The sequence below is a fragment of the Sphingomonas sp. M6A6_1c genome, from assembly GCF_053345135.1.
In genome coordinates, this window is sequence record NZ_JBKEZO010000003.1 from 80,189 (window position 1) to 99,281 (window position 19,093).

At 68.5% G+C, this 19,093-nt stretch carries 16 protein-coding genes; 3 read left to right on the forward strand and 13 right to left on the reverse strand.

From position 1 onward, the window contains the following. Nucleotides 1-4: 4 nt before the first annotated feature. The gene (locus ACLBWH_RS06460; protein WP_447797633.1) at nucleotides 5-2,689 is read left to right on the forward strand and encodes a hypothetical protein; all 2,685 of its coding nucleotides are present in this window, start codon (nucleotides 5-7) and stop codon (nucleotides 2,687-2,689) included. 18 nt (nucleotides 2,690-2,707) lie between these two features. Then, a complete protein-coding gene (locus tag ACLBWH_RS06465; RefSeq protein WP_447797635.1) occupies nucleotides 2,708-3,115 on the forward strand; it encodes a flagellar biosynthesis protein FlgB in 408 nt (135 codons plus the stop codon). 28 nt (nucleotides 3,116-3,143) lie between these two features. On the opposite strand, the gene ACLBWH_RS06470 is transcribed toward ACLBWH_RS06465, so the two are convergent. The 11 genes from ACLBWH_RS06470 to ACLBWH_RS06520 all read right to left on the reverse strand — a co-directional run bounded on the left by ACLBWH_RS06470 (nucleotide 3,144) and on the right by ACLBWH_RS06520 (nucleotide 15,550). Continuing rightward, a complete protein-coding gene (locus ACLBWH_RS06470) occupies nucleotides 3,144-4,829 on the reverse strand; it encodes a hypothetical protein (RefSeq protein ID WP_447797636.1) in 1,686 nt (561 codons plus the stop codon). A 39-nt stretch (nucleotides 4,830-4,868) separates the two neighbouring features. Then, nucleotides 4,869-5,237, reverse strand: coding sequence for a response regulator (locus tag ACLBWH_RS06475; RefSeq protein WP_447797638.1), 369 nt, complete (start codon nucleotides 5,235-5,237; stop codon nucleotides 4,869-4,871). Nucleotides 5,238-5,239: 2 nt separating this feature from the next. Continuing rightward, entirely contained in the window at nucleotides 5,240-5,509 is a 270-nt protein-coding gene (locus ACLBWH_RS06480; RefSeq protein WP_447797640.1) for a hypothetical protein, read from the reverse strand. Continuing rightward, nucleotides 5,509-7,833 carry a chemotaxis protein CheA gene (locus tag ACLBWH_RS06485; protein ID WP_447797642.1) on the reverse strand — a complete coding sequence of 775 codons (2,325 nt, stop codon included), beginning with the start codon at nucleotides 7,831-7,833 and terminating at the stop codon, nucleotides 5,509-5,511. The genes ACLBWH_RS06480 and ACLBWH_RS06485 overlap by 1 nt, the downstream gene beginning before the upstream one ends. Beyond that, nucleotides 7,830-8,219 carry a response regulator gene (locus tag ACLBWH_RS06490; RefSeq protein ID WP_447797644.1) on the reverse strand — a complete coding sequence of 130 codons (390 nt, stop codon included), beginning with the start codon at nucleotides 8,217-8,219 and terminating at the stop codon, nucleotides 7,830-7,832. The genes ACLBWH_RS06485 and ACLBWH_RS06490 overlap by 4 nt, the downstream gene beginning before the upstream one ends. Then, on the reverse strand, nucleotides 8,212-9,093 hold the full coding sequence (locus ACLBWH_RS06495; RefSeq protein WP_447797646.1) for a CheR family methyltransferase: 882 nt from the start codon (nucleotides 9,091-9,093) through the stop codon (nucleotides 8,212-8,214). Before ACLBWH_RS06495 ends, ACLBWH_RS06490 begins: the two co-directional genes overlap by 8 nt. Next, nucleotides 9,087-9,704, reverse strand: coding sequence for a HEAT repeat domain-containing protein (locus tag ACLBWH_RS06500; RefSeq protein ID WP_447797647.1), 618 nt, complete (start codon nucleotides 9,702-9,704; stop codon nucleotides 9,087-9,089). Before ACLBWH_RS06500 ends, ACLBWH_RS06495 begins: the two co-directional genes overlap by 7 nt. Before the next feature lie 17 nt (nucleotides 9,705-9,721). Continuing rightward, the gene (gene cheB, locus ACLBWH_RS06505) at nucleotides 9,722-10,795 is read right to left on the reverse strand and encodes a chemotaxis-specific protein-glutamate methyltransferase CheB (RefSeq protein WP_322850819.1); all 1,074 of its coding nucleotides are present in this window, start codon (nucleotides 10,793-10,795) and stop codon (nucleotides 9,722-9,724) included. A 7-nt stretch (nucleotides 10,796-10,802) separates the two neighbouring features. After that, nucleotides 10,803-12,404 (reverse strand): chemotaxis protein CheW, encoded by a 1,602-nt coding sequence (locus ACLBWH_RS06510; RefSeq protein ID WP_447797649.1) that lies wholly within the window; start codon nucleotides 12,402-12,404, stop codon nucleotides 10,803-10,805. A 28-nt stretch (nucleotides 12,405-12,432) separates the two neighbouring features. Next, nucleotides 12,433-14,358 (reverse strand): methyl-accepting chemotaxis protein, encoded by a 1,926-nt coding sequence (locus tag ACLBWH_RS06515; RefSeq protein ID WP_447797651.1) that lies wholly within the window; start codon nucleotides 14,356-14,358, stop codon nucleotides 12,433-12,435. A gap of 292 nt (nucleotides 14,359-14,650) precedes the next feature. Beyond that, nucleotides 14,651-15,550, reverse strand: a complete 900-nt coding sequence (locus ACLBWH_RS06520) for a LysR family transcriptional regulator (protein WP_447798196.1) — start codon at nucleotides 15,548-15,550, stop codon at nucleotides 14,651-14,653. Between the two features lie 104 nt (nucleotides 15,551-15,654). Between ACLBWH_RS06520 and ACLBWH_RS06525 the strand changes: the two genes are divergently transcribed. Then, nucleotides 15,655-16,635 carry an aldo/keto reductase gene (locus ACLBWH_RS06525; protein ID WP_447797653.1) on the forward strand — a complete coding sequence of 327 codons (981 nt, stop codon included), beginning with the start codon at nucleotides 15,655-15,657 and terminating at the stop codon, nucleotides 16,633-16,635. Between the two features lie 154 nt (nucleotides 16,636-16,789). Here ACLBWH_RS06525 and ACLBWH_RS06530 read toward each other — a convergent pair whose 3' ends face one another. Both ACLBWH_RS06530 and ACLBWH_RS06535 read right to left on the reverse strand, forming a co-directional pair. After that, a complete protein-coding gene (locus ACLBWH_RS06530; RefSeq protein WP_447797654.1) occupies nucleotides 16,790-17,866 on the reverse strand; it encodes a catalase family protein in 1,077 nt (358 codons plus the stop codon). 58 nt (nucleotides 17,867-17,924) lie between these two features. After that, complete coding sequence (locus ACLBWH_RS06535) at nucleotides 17,925-19,046, reverse strand: alpha/beta hydrolase (RefSeq protein WP_447797656.1); 1,122 nt, start codon at nucleotides 19,044-19,046, stop codon at nucleotides 17,925-17,927. Nucleotides 19,047-19,093 lie beyond the last annotated feature (47 nt).

Consider the following 19,093-nt stretch of genomic DNA (forward strand, 5'->3'; position numbering starts at 1 on the left):
GAAAATGGCAAATGCTTCAGGCAGCCTGACGGGCGTGACTTATGCACCCGAGACCGCGGCGGTCCGCATCGCGCGCAAGGCGTTCAAGACGCCCGTGACCAAGGCACCCTGGGTCGGCGCGGCGAAAGCGTCGACGGCGCTGAGCGCGGTCACCGCCGCCGCATCGGCGGTCCGGTCGATGCAGACGATCATCGATCGGCCGAACGATCAGGAATCAAAGGGGGTCGACGATGTCGAGACCAGCTTCATCACCTATCGCGCGCTCACCCGGCTGAAATCGCTGGCGCAGGCGGCGCAGCAAAGCGGGCTGTCGGATACCGAGCGCAAATCCCTGCAGAAGGCGTTCAGCAAGGGGATGACGGAGCTGCAGAGCTTCATGGCGGCGGCGCCGAGCAAGCAGCTGACGCTCGCCTTCGGCGCGGCGCAGACGCATATCAAGGGCGCGGCGGCGTTGCCGACGCAGGACGTAACCGCCGCCCGCGGCGCAGGGGTCGTCGATGATTTCACCGCGCCGGTTGCGGGGCTGACCGGAAACGAGGTGCTGACGATCCAGTTGGACGGCGCGGACCATCACGACAAGGTGACCGTCGACCTGTCCAAGCTCGCGACGAAACCGCCCTCGCTGGAACAGATCGCCAAGGCGCTCAGCGATGCGGCTGCGAGCGCCGGCGGCGACTATCACTATGGCGTCAAATTCGCCGTCGCGATGATCGACGGCCGATACGGCCTGACCATGACCTCCACCTCCGGCGCCAAGGTCTCGCTGCAACAGGCCAATGCCGGCAACGCGCTGATGGTGGTGAGCGGCCAGCAGGTCGGCGACGCGCAGGGTGCCGCGGACGTCTATCGCTATACCGATGCCGACGGCGCGTTGAAGGGCAAGTCGATCGGCTCGATCGCCGCGACCGATCGCACCGCGACCGACGCCGCCCAAAGCAAGGCCAAGGCACGCGCGGACGCCGCGGGCAAGAAGACCGATGACACCAAATCGGCGCTGCCGACGGTTCTGGCCAGCCTGCATGCGCAGGCCTCGACCACGGGCGCCGATGGCTTCACTTATGTCGTCGGCACGACCAGCGGCGACATGGGCACCTATCGGTCGAAAGGGAACGAAGACCTGTTCCTGACCAAGGTGGACAGCGAGGGCAAGATCGTCTGGCAGCACGGGCTGGGCGTTTCCGGCACGGCCGAGGGCAAGGCGGTCAGCGTGGCGGCGAACGGCGACGTGGTCGTCGCCGGTTCGGTGACCGGCCCGTTCGACGGCAATAGCGGCGACAGCAGCAATTACGACATGCTGGTGGCGAAGTTCAGCGCAAGCGGCGAGAAGCAATTCGCCACGTCCATCCCCTCGCTCGGCGACGACCGCGCCACCGCTGTCACGGTCGGCGGCGACGGGTCGATCTATCTCGGCGGCCGCGTCGCCGGTGCCGGCGACGGCGGCGTCTATGTCGCGCATCTCAACGCCAAGGGGGGGATGATCAAGCAGCGGACGATCGACACCCCCGGCTTCGACACGCTCAGCGCGCTCACGATCGACAAATCGGGCAATCTGCTGGCCCTGACGCGCGAGAACGGCACGTCGCGGCTGCGGAGCATCGACGGCACCGACCTGACCAAGGATCTCGCCACCGTCGATCTCGGTGCTACCGACGCCCGCGCGATCGCGATCGGCGCGGACGGTACGATCGCCGTCGCCGGCGCGACGCGGACCGCCCTGCCCGGCGACGCCAACCGGCCGGCGGGGCAGGGGCTGGACGGCTTCGTCACCACGCTGCGCAGCGACCTGACCAATGCGCGGACGACCTATGTCGGTTCGACGGGCGACGACGAGATCGACAGCGTCGCGTTCATGGGCAGCCAGATCTACGTCGGCGGGCGCACGACCAGTGCGCTCGACGGTGCGCGTCGCGGCAAGGTGGACGGCTTCGTCGCGCGCATCGATGCCGCGAACGGGCAGATCGGCAGCATCTCGCAATTCGGCACCGGCGGCGGGACGACCGAGCCGGTCGTCGTCTCCGCGGCAGTCGGCGGCGACAACGTGCTCGGGACGCTGGGATTGCGGCGGGGTGCGTTGAACGACGAGATCGCCACCTCGCTGTCCGCGCAATTCGGCCTGGCGTTGCTCGACAGCTTCAAGGTGCAACTGGATGGCGGCACCGCGCGCAAGGTGACGATCGCCGAAGGCGAAACCCTCAACAGCCTGGGCTACAAGATCCGCAACCTGCTGGGGAGCGATGCCGTCACGATCAGCACGCCGCGCAACGCCGACGGCTATACCCAGCTGACCTTCGCCGTCGCGCAGGGCCATACGCTCAGCCTGACCGCGGGGCCGACGAACAAGGACGCGCTCGACAAGCTGGGCATCGATCCGGTACGGCTGCACGCCGATCCCTTTCGCAAGACGACCGATACCAAGGTGACGCCAGGCGGCAGCTTTGGCCTGGGGCTCGCCAGCACGCTCAACCTATCGAGCGTGGCGAACGCGAAGGCGGCGCTCGACAAGATCGACAGTGCCGTCTCGACCACCCAATCGGCCTATCGGTCGCTCTATTGGGATCAGGGCAAGGCGGACCGGATCAACGGCAGCATCGGCGCAGGAACACCCTATCAGCAGGCGCAGCTCGCCTCCTACAAAGCCGCGCTTGCCCGGCTGACCGCCAACAATAACGGCGGCGGCAGCTTTTTCTGATACGCAAGGACCAGGATCATGTCGGATGCCATTCCGCTCATCGACGGGCTGACCCGCTCGATGAAGCACCTCGCCGAGCGGCAGCGGGTCGTCGCGCAGAATATCGCCAATAGCGAGACGCCGGCGTTCCGCGCGCAGGATGTCGAGGCGCCCGATTTCTCGGCGCTGCTGACCCACAAGGGCGTGCCCCATGTCGCGCGGCCGCGGATCAGCGCGACCAGCGGCATGGTCGCGCTCGGCGTGCCCGCGACCACCGGCGGGCCGGTCATCGCCGCGGCCGACATCAGCGAGACCAAGCCCGACGGCAACAATGTCACGCTGGAGGATCAGTTGCTCAAGATGGGCCAGATCCAGGCCGACTTCCAGACGATGACCGACCTCTACCGCAAGCAGATGGGGCTGATCCAGACCGCGATCGGTCGCTGACCGCGGCTGCGGAGCCTATCGCGCCGGATCAGAACAGGCCGTCGTCGTCGATCGGATCGGCGACGGCGATCTCCATCCCGGCAAGCAGGAAGCCGGCATGGACGTCGCGCTCCGACGCCATCGTATAAGCGGCGGCGATACGGAGCAGCAGGTCGCGCAGCACCGCGTCCGCCGCCGCCGGCAATTCGTCGGGTGCGCGCACGCCGAGTGCGGACAGCCGCGCGCCCGCGGCGCGGATCGCCGATCCCATCGCCAATTGACCCGACAGCGCGCCACCGGCGGTGTCGAGCGCGGTGATCAGCGCGCGCGCGTCGTTGCCGCCATCGCGCACGCCGCGCTCGCTGCGGCCGCAGCCGGCGTGGACCGCGGCGAGCGCCTGCGCCAGCCGATCGCCCGACCCGGCGCCCTGGTCGCGCTGCATCGCCGCGATCGTGCGTCCGGCGCCGGACAGCGCATCCATCGCCGCACCGATCCGCGTGGTGGCGATATCGAGCTGGCCCGCGCAGACGCCGACCTCGACCGCGATCACCGCGACCGCGCGGCCCATCGTGCCGAAGCGCCGGCACAACAGCCGCGTGTTCACCGCAATGTCCTGCACGTCGCGGCGGATCAGCCGCAGCCCCTCGAACCGGTCGGCGAGCGCGCGCACCGCGCCGGTGGTCATATCGACCATCGCATTGGCGCGGCGGTCGGCGTCGAGCAATTGCGCGGTGAGGTCGCTCACCTCGGACACGTCGCGGTCGAGGCTGGCGAGCACGCCGCCGTCGCTATCCTCTTCATGCGCGGCGATGACGTCGAGCAGGCTGCGCGTCTCGTCGCCGAGCGCGGCCAGCGCCTGGACGAGGCGATCGGCGTCCTGTTCGAAATCGCCGGCAAGCGCCTCGATCTGCGCGGCGGCGAGCGCGTGGATATGCGCGGCGACCGGCACGGCGTCGGCGGGATCGTCGAGCGCGAGCGCGTCGATCATCGCCAGCATCGCGACGACGTGTTCGAGCCGCTGGCGGGTGATGTCGCCGATCTGCAAGGCGTTGAGCGCCACCGCGATCCGCCCCTCGATCTCGCGCGCGACCGTGGCGACGCGGCGGGCGACCGCCTTCAGGCCGGTCAGATAGCCGTCGAGGTCGGCGGCGTTGCGTTCCAGCCGGTCGGGTACTTCGGGCACGATGCGATCGCATTCGGCGAGCAATTGCGCGGCCGAGCGCCGCCCGTCCGCCATGCCCTGCGTCAGCTTGACGAGTTCGGCGAGGATCTGGGTGAGATGCTGCTCCCCCTGCGCGAGGCGGAGGAGCATATTGTCGACGAAGGTCAGGAAGACCGGCTCGCCCGAGGCGGCGATCTTGATGTTGGGGCCATAGATCGCGAGCAGCCTCAGGGTGGTGCGCACCTCGAGCACCTGGTCGCGGATCGCGTCGGCCTGCCGGTCGATACCCGCGAGATCGGCGTCGCGCCGCGCCTGGGTGACCGGCAATGCGGTCATCCGCCGCGCGATCGCCTGAAGGTCGCCGACCGCCGCCGCGGCGGTGTCGTCGTCGATCGCCAGCGTCACGCCGTCGAGCGCGGCGATGACCCGCTGGATCGCCTCGACCGCATGCGCGAGCGTCGCGCCGGCGTTGAGGAAGCGATCGTCGAGCCCCGCCGCCAGCGCGGCCAGCTCGGCCGCGAGCGCCGGGTCGGCGGACGAACCCGCCGGCAGCGCGAGGGGGGCATGGATCATCGAACGCCCTCGAAGCCGGACTGCGCGGTCATCGCCGGATCAGGCCGAGGGGACCAATTTGCGGACGATGCGCAGCAACGCCTCGCTTTCGACCGGCTTGGTCAGCCAGCCGGTCGCACCCGCCGATTTGGCGAGGTTGCGCATGTCCTGGCTCGATTCGGTGGTGAGCAGCACGATCGGCATGAAGGCATAGCCGGGCAGCTTGCGCGCCTCGCGGACGAGATCGATCCCGCTCATCGCGCCCATGTTGAGATCGGTGACCATCATCGCGGGCTTGAGGCCGCCCTGCAGCAGCGCGAGCGCGGCCTCGCCGCTGTCCGCCTTGTGGACGGTGAGCGTGGTGGTGGCGAGGGTCATACCGATGCTCATCAGCATCGAGGGGGAATCATCGACGATCAGGATAGACATTCTTACTCCGTAACAACGTATTTGGGGGATGCCGCCGGCGCGGCGGTCAGCAGGGGCAGCAGGCGGACCATGTCCGGCGCGTCGCTGTTGCCCTGGACGGGGGGGCGCAGGGCGAGCAGCACCTGCACCAGCGCGCTGTGCATGCCGGTGCATTTGCCGAGCGACACCTTCGCGCGCGGATTGGCGTTGAGGAAGGCGACGAGGTCGAGCGCCTCCTCGACCGCGCAGCGGCCTTCGAAATGGACCTGCGTTTTCGTATAGCGGATCGGCATCACAGCATCTCCTGAAGGTCGAGGATCAGCAGGACGCGGCCGTCGCCGAGCAACGTCGTGCCGCAATAGCCCGGCACGCCGGCGAGGATGCCGTCCATCGGCTTGAGGATGACATCCATGCCCTCGCGGAAATCGTCGATGACCAGACCGACGGTGCGGTTGTCGAAGCGGCAGACCAGCACCGCCTCGCCGCGCTCGTCGGCGGCGCGGCGATGGTCGGCGGCGACGTCGAGCTTGTGCGCCATGCGGACCAGCGGCACGACCTCGTCGCGCAGCACGAACACCTCCTCGTGCTTGATGCGGCGGATCGCGTCGGGGGCGAGGCGGACGGTCTGGACGACGACGTCCATCGGGATGCCGTACAGGCTGTCGCCGACGTCGACGACCATCACCCGCGTCACCGCCATGCTGAGCGGCATGGTCAGCCGCGTCGTGGTGCCGCGGCCGAGCTGCGAGCTGACCGCGACCCGGCCGCCCAGTTTCTGCACGGTGCTGAGCACGACATCCATGCCGACGCCGCGGCCGGAGAGGTCGGATACTTCCGCCGCGGTCGAGAAGCCGGGGCGATAGATGAGGTTGACCGCCTCCTGGTCGCTGAGCCGGTTGGCCTCGTCGCGGGTGACCACGCTCTTGGCGACCGCGGCATCGCGGATCGCGGCGGGATCGATGCCGCGGCCGTCGTCGCTCACCTCGATGACGACGCTGTCGGTGTCCTGGAACGCCTTCAGCCGGACGGTGGCCGCCGCGGGCTTGCCCGCCGCGACCCGCACCTGCGGCAGCTCGATGCCGTGATCGAGCGAGTTGCGCACGATGTGGAGCAGCGGATCGCCGAGCGCCTCGATGATCATCTTGTCGGCGGCGGTATCCTCGCCCTCGATCGCCAGATCGACCTGCTTGTCGAGCCGGCGCGCGATATCGCGGATCAGCCGCGGGAAACGGTCGAAGATCTCGGCGACCGGCAGCATGCGCACCGCCATGATCGCACCCTGCATCTCCTGCGTCAGCCGATCGATGATCGCATATTGTTCCTTGATCTCGCGCGCCATGTCGCGCGAGCCGTGGATGTCCTCGGCGCGCTTGGCGAGGAAAGGCAGCGCGTTCTTCGAGACGACCAGCTCGCCGATCAGCGTCATCAGCAGGTCGATCTTGCCCTGATCGACCTTGAGCGTCCGCGAGGCACGCGCGGCGTCGCCGGACGGGCCGTTCGCGGTGGGCGATGCGCCGGGCGGCGGCACCGCGACCGGCGGTCGGGCCGCGGCCGCCGGCTGGGGCGGGACAACGGCGGCGGTGTCGAGCGTCGCGAGAAAGGCGAGCAACGGCGCGACGTCGGCGGTCTCGTGCGCCTCGGCGAGCGCGGCCTGCCAGCCATCGACCAGCGCGCTATGGCCGAGGCTGCGCAGCAGGTTGCCGACGACCGCCGCGGTCGACGGCAGCCGCGCGGGGTCATAGCCGGTCCGGCCGAGGATGCGCGATTGCGTCGCCAGCACATGCGCGACCGGGGCCAGCGTGTCCGTCGCCGGCGGCGCCGGTGCGGTGGCGACCGAAGGTGCCGGCGCGGGCGCGGGGGCGACGAGCGTGCGGATCTCGATCTGGTCGAGTTCGTAAGCCATCGTCTGTTCGATGGTTTCGCGCGTCGCGCCGGTCAGCGCGGTCAGCCGCAGGTTGCAATGATAGGGGTCGAAATCGCTGCCCGCCGCCCAGGGTTCGCGCGGGCCGATCGCCAGCGCGCGCAGGTCGGGCAGTTCCTGGACCGAGGCGACCGGATCGGTGCCGGCATAGAAGCAGCCGGGATCGGGTTCGTAGCGGACGACGAGCACCGGCTCGCCCGCCGCGGCGAACGTGCGGCTCGCGGCGAGCGCTGCGGCATCGAGGTCGGCGAGCCAGTCGTCGGGTGCGATTTCGAGCGCGGCGTCGGGCGCGGCGACCGTTGCCTCGCCATCGCCGAGATGCGCGCGCAACAGTCCGGCACCATGCGCGGCGATCCGGTCGGCGTCGGGCGCGAGGCGGCCGTCGTTTTCGAGCTGTTCGATGAAGATGCCGACCTGGTCGAAACTGTCGAGCAATTGGTCGACGATGTCGGACTGCAAGGCGAATTCGCCGATCCGCACCGCCGACAGCAGGTCTTCGCCGGCATGGACCAGCCGGGTGAGCGCGGGCACGTCGAACAGGCCGGACGAGCCCTTCAGCGTATGGACCGCGCGGAACACCTCGTTGATGGCCGCGGCATCGTCCGGATTGCGTTCGAGCACGAGCAGGCCGGCCGCCGACGCCTGCAACAAGTCGCGCGCCTCCTCGATGAAGCGCGCCATCAGCGCGTCGTTCATGCGGCTACCCCGGTGAGCAGATGCGCGGTTTCGATCAGGATCGCGGGCGTGGCGGGCTTGACCAGATACAGATCGGCGCCGGCTTCATAAGCGCGATCGGCGTCGCAGCCCGCAGCCTCGGTGCTGATCGTGACGATCGGCACCGCCTGCATCGTGCTGTCGCTGCGCAGCCGCGCGATCATCGCATAGCCGTCCATCTTGGGCATGTTGACGTCGACGATCATCAGGTCGAACGGATCGAGCAGCGCGCGTTCCAGCCCTTCCAGGCCGTTCGCCGCCTCGTCCACCGCGAAGCCCGCCGCCTCGAACACCGAGCGGTAATAGAGGCGCGTGGTCATGCCGTCGTCGACGATCAGGATGCGCTTGCCGTTGGCGGGCTTAGTCATGGTCGGCGGGCCTTTGGTACAGGATGGTGCTGCCGTAGCGGCGAGGCTCGAACATGGAGGACATGCGGCTCATGCTCTCCGAATGGCCGAGGCAGATGACGCCGCCCGGCCGCATGCTGTCGTAGAGCGTCTCGACCGCCTCGCGCCGCGACACATCGTCGAAGTAGATCAGCATGTTGCGGCAGAAGATCACGTCGATGTCGCGGAACCGGCGCATCGCCATCGCGTCCGACACGTTGACGACCGTGAAGTCGATCGACTGGCGCAGCGCGTCGCAGATGCGGAAGCCCTCGGCGTGCTGCGTGAAATATTTGCCCTTGAGCTGCGCCGACAGGCGGTGGAGCGCGCGGTCGCTGTAGATGCCGGCCTTGGCATCGGCGATGACGCGGCTGTCGATGTCGGAGGCGAGGATCTGGATGTCATAGGCATCGGCCTGCGGCCAATTCTCCAGGATCTGCATCGCGATCGAATAGGGTTCCTCGCCGGTCGAACAGGGCAGCGACCAGATGCGGATCGGCTGGCCCGGTGCGCGGTGCCTGGCGATCTCGGGCAGGACGTGCTGGACCAGCGCGTCGAACTGATAATCCTCGCGATAGAAATAGGTCTCGTTGACCGTCATCGCGTTGACGAGATGCTGCATCTCGACGCCCGCCGTTTCGAAGCGCACCATCGTGAAATATTCGCGGAACGTCGTCTTGCGCGTCGCCAGGATACGGTCCTGCAGACGGCGTTCGACGAAATAGGCCTTGGTGTCGCTGAACATCATGCCGGTCTTGCGGTAGAAGAACTCGCAGAACTTGGCGTAATCCTGGGGCGTGATGCTGGGCGCGCCCGGGGGTGGCGCGGCGTCGGCGTGTCTGGCTGCGCTCAGCACCGGTTGATCCTCTGCGCGGCGACCTGCACTGCGAAGGCGATGAAGCCTTCGCCGGGAAAACGGTCGGGCAAGGCGAGCAGCGCGGGCAAGGCGGTTTCGTCGCCGATCTCCGCCAGCCCGTCGATCGCCGCGGCGCAGACGTTGACATGCGCGTCGTCCAGAGCCGCGACCAGCCATGCGGCGGCGCGCGGATGCGGGAGCACGCTGAGCAGGTTCGCGGTGAAGATGCGCACGTCGTCGTCGGGATCGCGCAGCAGCTGTTCGACATGCGGCGCGACCTCGTCGGGCATCGCCGCCAGCCCTTCCAGCGCGGCATTGCGCTGCGGCGCGCCTTCGCTGCGCAGCAACGGCAGCAGCGCGGTCACAACCTCGGGCGAGCGGCGCCGGATCAGCGCCGCCATGATCGCCTCGCGCACGCTCGGCGCATTCTCTTCGGCCAAGCGGGCGCAGAGCGGGGCGACGCCGTCGGCCTGCGTCTCCAGCCCCCGCACCGCGGCGCGGCGGTCCGCACCGCTCGGCGAGGCGAGCAGTTCGACCAGATCGGCGAGCGTACAGGCCGCCGCGGCGGACGGTTCGGCGGGGGTGTCGTTAGGGGCTTTGACCAGCGGCACGATACGTATCCTGTTCGTTATGACGCGCGCACGCGCCGGTTCGAGGCGAGCCAATTGGCGATCTGTCCGGCGATGGCATCGCTCGCCAGGACGAGGTTGGCGCCCGCGCGCCGGATGAGTTCGTTGGGCATGCCGAACACCGCGCAACTGTCGGCGTCCTGCGCGATCGTGCGCATGCCGCGGCGGTGGCAGCGCGCCATCGCCTCGGCGCCGTCGTCGCCCATGCCGGTGAGCTGGACGCCGATCAGCCGGTCGGCGGGCACGTGCTCGGCGGCACTGTCGACCAGCCGGGTGACGCTGGGATGCCAATTATGCTGTTCGCTCGCCGGCACCGACATCGCGGTGAGCACGCCGCCGCGGCGCGCGACGATCATGTCGGCGTCGCCGCGCGCGATATAGACATTGCCGCCGAGCAGCGGCGTCGGCGCGCGCACCTCCTGCACGTGGATCGCGCACAAAGCGTCGAGCCGGCGCGCGAAGACGCCGGTGAAGCTGCTCGGCATATGCTGCGCGACCAGCACCGGCCACGGCAGCGTCGCAGGGAGCGCCGGCAGGATCGTCTCGAGCACCGACGGGCCGCCGGTCGACACGCCGAGGATGACGAGGCCCGGCTCGATCGAACCGTCCTTCATCATCCGCTCGGGCGGCGGGGCGGGGGCGGGGGGCGGCGGCTTGACCACCCCCGCGCGCCCGCGCACCCGCGCGCCGGCCGCCATGCGGACCTTGGCGACGAGCTGCGCGGCGATCTCGTCGAGCGACAGCGAGATCGTCCCGCCCGGTTTCTGCACGAAGTCGATCGCGCCGAGGCTGAGCGCCTGCAGCGTGGTCTCCGCGCCCGCCTCGGTGATCGAGGAGACCATGATCACCGCGCGCGGGCTGCCGACCATGATCCGCGACAGGCAGGTGATGCCGTCCATCTCTGGCATGTTGACGTCGAGCGTGACGACCTGCGGGTCGAATTCCGCGACGAGTTCCAGCGCCTCGACGCCGTTGCGCGCGGTGCGGACCTCGAAGCCGGGTTGCTGTTGGAGGAGCTGCGCGAGGTGACGGCGCATCAGGGCGGAATCATCGACGACGAGGACGCGGGTCATGGCAGATTCAAGCGGCGAGCGCCGGCTGGTGCGGCGGGAGCAATGCGTCGGTGGCCGGCTCGATCAGGCAGTCGACATCGAGCAGCTGGATCATGCGGTTCTGCGCGGTGAGGTTGGCGACGCCGCGCACCACCTTGGCGCGGGTGCCCGACAGATCGGGCGCGGCCGAGATCGTCGCATCGGGGATGCGACCGACTTCCGAGACGCTGTCGACGATGAAGCCGACGTGCTGGCCGTGGATGGTGAACACCATGATCCGCTGCCGGTCGGACCGAACCGCCTCTTCGAGGTCGAAGCGGCGGCGCTGGTCGATCACCGGCAGCACGGTGCCGCGCAGGTTGATGACGCCCTCGACGAAATCGGGGGTGCCGGGCACGTGGGTGAGCTGGTCGGGAACGCGGACGATCTCCTGCACCGCCTCCACCGGCACGCCATATTCCTCGCCCATCAGGCGGAAGATCACATATTGCGCATCTTCGGTGACGGCATCGCTCATCGTGGTCTCTCCTTCGGCGGCACCGTCGCGTGCGGCACCGGCATCGCCCTGCGCGGCGCGCAGCGCGCGCAATTCGTTGACGTCGAACATCGCGTCCGCCGACAGCACCGACACCAGCCGGCGGCCCTCGTCGAGGCGGCAGATCGCGCGGATATCGCTGTGCCCGCGCTGCGAGTGGAGCGCGGCAGGCACCGGCTCGACCAGCGCGCGCTCGACGCGCAGCACCGCCTTCACCTTGTCCATCACGACGCCGACCGACAGCGGCTCGCCATCCTGTTCGCCGGGCAGCGAGACGACGACGACCTTGTTGGCGTCGGTGAACGCCTCCACCGGCATGCCGAACATCGTGCGCAGCGACACCAACGGCAGCAGCCGGTTGCGCAGCGTCGTCACGCCCAGCACGTGGCCGGGGGTGCCGGGCACCTGGGTGATCGCGGCGGGAAGCTGGACGATCTCCTGCACCTCGCCGATCGGAAAGGCATATTCCTGGCCGTCGACCTCGAAACTGACCAATTGGTCCTCGTCGGCGGCACCGTCGGCGGCGTCGTCGTCGAGCGTGAGCGCGGTCGGCCCGGCGACGTCGGCGAAGCGCAGCGCCTCGTCCTGCGCCGCGAAGGTGCGGCCGATCGACTTGGACACGTCGAGCACCATGACGATGCCGCGGCCGTCCTCCTCCTTGATCATCCCGGTCAGCAATTCGGTATCGATCGTCGCCTGGATCTGCGTCACCGGCTCCAGCCGCTCGCGCTCGACGGTGACGACATTGGCGACGCGATCGACCATCAGGCCGACCGGGTGGCCGTGATCGAGCACGACGACGCGGCTGGCATCGTCGCTGAGCACCGGCGGCAGCCCGAACAGATTGCGCAGGTCGAGCACCGGCAGCACCGTGCCGCGGAGGTTGGCGAGGCCCATCAGCGCCGGCGGGCTGAGCGGCATCCGCACCACGTCGGGCACGCGGATGATTTCCTTCACCTGCTCCAGCGGCACGGCGAACATCTCGCCGGCGCTGTGGAAGATGACGAACTGGCAGAGGCCAGCGCGTTCGTTGGGTGCGGGTAGGGGATCGGCGGAGGCGATGTCCTCCGCCGCGATCGTCGTCATATCGTTCATGCGCCCGTCCTTTCGTTGCGGTCGGGGATCAGGCGGCCTGCAGTTCGTCGGCCAGCGAGGCGATCTCTTCGATCGCGGCGGCGAGCTGTTCGGCACCGCGCGCCTGTTCGCGCGCGGCGTTGCTCGCCTCGTTCGAGGTGCGCACCGCCTGTTGCGCGGCGGTGGCGATCTGCTCGATCGCGATCTGCGTCTCGCCGAGCGCGCGGGCGACGTCGCCGGCGGCATCGGAGATCTCGCCGTTGCCGCGCACGACTTCGCTGACGTCGGCGGCGATCCGCTCCAGCCCGGAGGAGATCGTCCGGCTCTTCTCGACCTCGCCAGCGGCGGTGTCGGCGATGTCCTGCAAATCGGTGCGGACGATGCCGATCGTGTCCTGGATGCTCTTCACCGTGTCCTTGATTCGCTCGGCATTCTCCGCCGAATCGCGGGCGAGGTTGCGGATGTCGGTCGACACGACCGCGAAGCCCTTGCCAAATTCACCGGCCCGCGCCGCCTCGACCGAGCCGCTGACCGCGAGCATGTTGGTCTGGATCGACACGGTGGTGATCGCATCGATGATCTTGTCGATGCGGCGGCTGACCTGCTCAAGCGCGCTGATCTGGTCGCGGCTGTTGCGGCCGGCGGCAACCGATGCGGCGACCCCCTGCATCATCGCACCGACCAGCGTCTTGTTCTCGTCGAGCAATTTGGCGATTTCCTCGCCCTTCTCGGCGCCCGACGCGGCGGCCTGCGCCGCGGCCTTGGCGTTCTGTTCGATCTGCTCGATCGCGGTCGCCGACTGCTGGGTGGCGGCGGCGGACTGCTGCGAGCCGCGGTTGATCTGCTCCAGCGCGGTCGACACCTGGACCGAGGCGCGGTTGATCTCCTCCACCGCGCTCGACAGTTCCTCGGCGGCGGACGCGACTTCCTCGGCGCTCTTGCTGATGTTGGTGCTGTTCTTCAGCTCTTCGGAGAGCTGGCCGAGCTCCTGCGCGGCCTGCTCGCTCTGTTCGAGCGCGCCGGTCTGCTGTTCGATCGTGTTGCTCGATTCCTGGCAGGCGGCGGCCTGCTGCTCGGCGGCGGCGGCGATCACCTCGGCGCCCTTCAGCGCTTCGTTGGCCGCCTGTACGGCATCCTCGGCGCCATTGGCGATCAGGGTACAGCCCTTCAGGATGTCCGCCATCTCCTCGCGGATGCGGTCGAGCCCGGCGGTGACGATCGTGCCCTTCTGCGCCTCCTCGCGCGCCGAAGTCGCCGATTTCTCGATGCCCTCGGCGACCTGCCGTACGTCGTCCTGCACCTGGACGATGAGGTCCTGGATGTCGCGCGCCGACTTCTCGCTGGTCTCGGCAAGCGTGCGCACCTCGTCGGCGACGACGGCGAAGCCCTTGCCGTGCTGGCCGGCGCGCGCCGCCTCGATCGCGGCGTTGAGCGCGAGCAGGTTGGTCTGGTCGGCGATGCGGGCGACGGCCTTGACCACCTCACCGATCGCGCTCGCCTGACGGTCGAGTTCCTCGACCAGCTTCACCGACGCCTCCTGGCGCTCCGAGGCGCGGACGATCGCGCTGAGCGAATTGGCGACGTCGCTGCTCGTCGTCGCGACGAGGTTGGACAGCGACTGGGTCAGCGTCGCCGAGCCGTCGGCGCGCGTCTTCATCTCGCGCAGGCGGTCGGAGGCGAGCGTCATCGACTTCATCGTCTGCTGCGCCGCGGCCGAGGCCTGTTCGGCACCGACGCTGATCTGCTCGGCGGCCTTGCGCAATTCCTCGGACGCCGACGAGGCTTCGGCGATGCCGCTGGACAGTTCGGCGGTGGCGGAGGCGAGCCGCTCCGAGCCCTTCTGCTGGCGCGCGAACGTGCGCGCACGGCGCTTTTCGGCATCGGCGGTCAGGCGGACGCTGCTGCTGTTCATGGCGCCGGCACGAGTGCTCGCCTCGCCGGAGAGGGAAATCGTGCTTTTCTTGGCGAGGGACATCGCGGACTCCACTTGATATTGTTATGTCCATCTATGACCCAATTCGTAAAGATGAGTTAAAAATGGACACAAAGCGGCTGCGGATCGTTTGCCCGGATAACTCTATGTAAAAGCTCGATCTTTCCATGGCGGACGGAAGGCCGTGACGTCGGCGGTCGGCGGTTAATCTGGGTACGATAAGGATTTAGCCGCACCCCGCCCGCAGAGCTGTCGGCCATCACCGTAGTTAAAAATTTGCAGGCGGCGACGACCGGCGCAGTTTTCTACCAAGATCGGGTCGTAAGACGTTCGCTTATGCGACCGGATCGCGATAACGCAGGGCTTCCAATACCAGCGCAAATGCCGCCGAGGGTTGGCGGCGCGACGGATAATAAAGAAAATACCCGTCGAACGGCGGACACCATTCGGCGAACAGGCGGACGAGCGTCCCGTCCGCGACCAAAGTTTGGACCCGATCCTCGACCACATGCGCGAGGCCATGGCCGTCGCGCGCCGCGGCGAGGATCAGATCGACGTCGTTGACGACGATCTGGCCTTCGACCTTGACGTTGAGTACGCGGCCATCCTTCTCATATTCCCAGACATACAGGCTGCCGTTGGGCATCCGCCGGTTGATGCACGCGTGGTCGGCGAGATCGTGCGGCGTTGCCGGCGCGCCGCGGCGGGCGAGATAATCCGGCGCCGCGACCGTCGCCATCCGCAGCCGCGGGCCGATGGGCACCGCGATCATGTCCTGTTCCAGCCGCTCGCCGAGTCGCACCCCGGCGTCGAAACGTCCGGCGACGATGTCGGTCAGGCTCGCGTCGAGATCGAGCTCGACGCAGATGTCGGGATAGGCGGCGGTGAGCCGGTCGATCGCCGGCCACAGGATGGTCCGCGCGGGCTGTTCGGGGGTGGTGATCCGCACCGTGCCCGCCGGCTTTTCGCGCAATTCGGTCAGCGCGGCGATGCGACCGTCGATCGCGTCGAGCGCCGGTCGCAGCGTCTCGATCAGGCGTTCGCCCGCTTCGGTCGGCGCGACGCTGCGCGTGGTGCGGGTCAGCAGGCGCAGGCCCAGCTTGGTTTCGAGCCGGCGCATCGCATGGCTCAACGCCGATTGCGACAGGCCGAGGCGGACCGCGGCGCGGGTGAAGCTGCGCTCCTCGGCGACCGTCAGGAACAACGCCAGGCTGGCGAGGTCTTCGCGGCGCAGATCGGAACTCATGACCGGCATTCATAGGCCCAAGCGACGCGGCCTGTCTAATCGCGCGCACCACGCAGCCCTATCTTGCGTCCCAACCAATTGGAGGACGAACGATGCAGACGCGTATATTGGGCCGCGGGCTCGAAGTGTCGGCGCTGGGGCTCGGCTGCATGGGGCTGAGCCACGCCTACGGCCCCGCCACCGAGCGCGGCGAGGCGATCAGGCTGTTGCGCGGCGCGCACGACCGCGGCGTCACCTTCTTCGACACCGCCGAGGCCTATGCGCGGGGCGCCAACGAGGATTTGCTCGGCGAGGCACTCGCGCCGGTGCGCGATTCGGTCATGATCGCGACCAAGTTCGGCTTCACCAACGGCGTGACCACCGAAGGGCTCGATAGCCGGCCCGAGAATATCCGTGCGGTCACCGATGCGGCGCTGACCCGGCTGCGCACCGACCATATCGATCTGCTCTATCAACACCGCGTCGATCCGAACGTCCCGATCGAGGATGTCGCGGGCACGGTTGGTGAACTGATCCGGGCCGGCAAGGTGCGCCATTTCGGCCTGTCGGAGGCGGGCACCGAGTCGATCCGCCGCGCGCATGCGGTGCAGCCGGTCACCGCGTTGCAGAGCGAATATTCCTTGTGGTGGCGCGAGCCCGAGGCGGAGATCCTGCCGCTGCTGGAGGAACTCGGCATCGGCTTCGTCCCGTTCGCGCCGCTCGGCCGCGGCTTCCTGACCGGCAAGATCGACGCGAACACGACGTTCGACGCCAACGACTTCCGCAGCAACGTGCCCCGCTTCGCCGCGGAGACGCGGCAGGCCAATCAGGCGCTGGTCAATCTCATCGCGATGCTGGCGGCGGAGAAGGCCGTGACGCCCGCGCAGATTGCGCTCGCCTGGCTGCTGGCGCAGCGGCCGTGGATCGTGCCGATCCCGGGGACGACGAAGCTGCATCGGCTCGAAGAGAATCTCGGCGCGGCTGACGTCGTGCTGGGGGCCGCGGATCTGACGCGCATAGATGCCGCGCTGGCCGGGATCGAGATCCACGGCACACGCTACTCGCCGTCACAGCAGCAGTTCGTCAGCCGCTGACATTTCAGCGGGGCTGTACCCCGGCGGAGGCCGGGGTCCAGTTGGGTGAAGGTCTGTGATGACTTACAACAGCCTTCCCAACTAGGCCCCGGCCTTCGCGGGGGTACATCAGACATTACGTACGGCTCCTGATGCGCCTGCCCGATGGAGACGCTTACGCCCCCATCGGCTCGTGATACGGGCAGCCGTTCACCCGCGCGCGGAAGTCGGCGGAGTGGCGATAGGGTTCGTTGCGCGCGCGGTTGATGTTGCCGAGCGGGCGATGCGCGTCGAGCCCCGTCCAGATACTGAAGCGGCTCTCCTCGTTGATCGCACGGACATTGTCCTCCGACCAGCTTTCCTGCGCGGCGGCGCGGACGATGCCGACGCGGTGGAACGGCGCCTCGTCCTCGTCCCATTCCACCGTCGGGTCCTCGATCGGCTGGCGGTCGAGGTCGCGGCACAATTGGACACGAAATTCCCAGGCGGCGTCGATCGTGCGCATCTCGCTGCGCACTTCGTCGCGGATCGCATCTTCGCGACCGTCGACGTCGATCGTCTTGCCGGTCAGTGCCGTCATCTCCGGTGCGATCGGCTTCAGGCTGAACTTGGCGATATAATCGCCGTAGCGGAACGGCGTGACGCTGTAATAGGTCTCGCCGAGCGGATCGACGTTGGGCGCGCCGCCCAGCGAATTGAGCGCGGCGCTCTCGACGCCGACCGTCTCCAGCGTCGCGCGCACGCCCTGCAGCACCGACGACAGCACCTTCTTGGTGCCCTCCAGCCGGTCGGTGGTCTTGGCGAGGAGCTTGAGGTTGCCGAGGAATTTGTCGGCGGTCTTGGCCTGGAACACCGTGCCGTTGACCATCACGAAATCCTGCGACGTGCCCTCGGCGCCGGGCAGCCGCGCGCCCTTAACGTCGAACACCTTCATCGCGAGCCCGCGCGGCAGACTGATCGCGTCGGGTAGGATGTCGCCAGCGTTGGTCGACAGGCGCAGCAGCACCTTGTGCGTGCCGGCGTCGGCGAACAATCCCTGCGCAAGCTCCGGCGGCAGGCCGGCATCGACGGTCAGTTCGCCTTCGAGCAGGGCATGCGCCTTGGCGTGGACCGAGCGGACGGCGTGGCCGTAATCCTCGGCGGTGCGCTCCAGGATCGTGTCGAAGGTGGTGCACAATGCGGCGATCGTCTCGGCCTCGTCGGGCTGCACGTCCTCGACATCGGGGCGGTAGCGGATGGGGGCGTCGGTCATCGAAGGTCTCCTGTTCAAACAGGTAACGCGGGGCGGACGATTCCGCCCCGCGTACGGATCAGCGCTTGCGCGCCGGTGCGGCGAACGCCGTCTTCAGCCGTGCGACGGCGAGGTCGTTGGCGTCCTTGGCGCCGCGGACGACCTGTCCCATGCCGAAGAATTCGTGCGTGACGCCGGGGAAGGTGCGTTGTTCGACCTGATCGCCCGTCTTGCGCATCGCTGCGGCAAGCGTCTCGCCGTCAGAGCGCAGCGGATCGATCTGCGCGTTGATGATCGTCGTCGGCGGCAGGCCGCGCAGATCGGCGGCGACGAGGTTGAGCCGCGGGTCCTGCGCATCGGCGGCACGCGTCTGATAGTAATACCCGAACCAGCCGAGCATCGCCGCATTCAACGGCTTGGCATTCGCCGAATCGCGACGCGAGGGCAGCGTCTTGCTGCTGTTGGCGATCGGATAGATCGAGATGACGTGCACCGGCGCGGTCAGGCGATTGTCGCGGGCATAGATCGCGGTCGCGACGGCGAGATTGCCGCCGGCGCTTTCCCCGGCGAGCGCGACCTTGGCGGGATCGCCGCCCCAGCCCGCCGCATTCTGCAGCGTCCAGCGATAGGCGGCGGCGGCATCGTCATGCTGCGCCGGGAACTTGAACTCGGGCGCGTGGCGATATTCCACCGAGACGACGATCGCGTTGAGCGCCTTGGCCATCGCGCGCGGTGCCGCGTCATAGGTATCGACGTCGGCGATCACCCAGCCGCCGCCGTGATAATAGACGATCACCGGCAGCGGCGCACCGCCGGCGGGGGCAATGGCGGGCTTGTAGATGCGCGCGAACTGCTTGGGATCGACGCCATAGGGCCTGTCCTGCGTCGTCACGGAGGCGTCGGGCGTCGTCGGCATGCCGCGCTTCGCCATCACCGCCTTGGCGCCGTCGGCGGCGGACGGCTGCATACGCGCCTCGGCCGGGGTCAGCGTCTCGATCGGCTTGCCGCCGAGCCCGGCGAGCGCGTCGAGCACCGCCTGCATGTCGGGTGCCGCCTTGGGCGGCTGCGTCGCGGTGGCGGGCGGTGCGGGCGGCGGCGGCGCGCTCGGCGAGGGGGCGGACTGCGCCCGGACGGCGGTCGAGGCGAGCAGCGCGACGGCAAATGCGGTCGCGGTGCGCGCGGACGTGCGGGTGACGGACATGATTCCTCCTGTTGTTACTGTCGAGGAACAACCTTGATCAATCTATG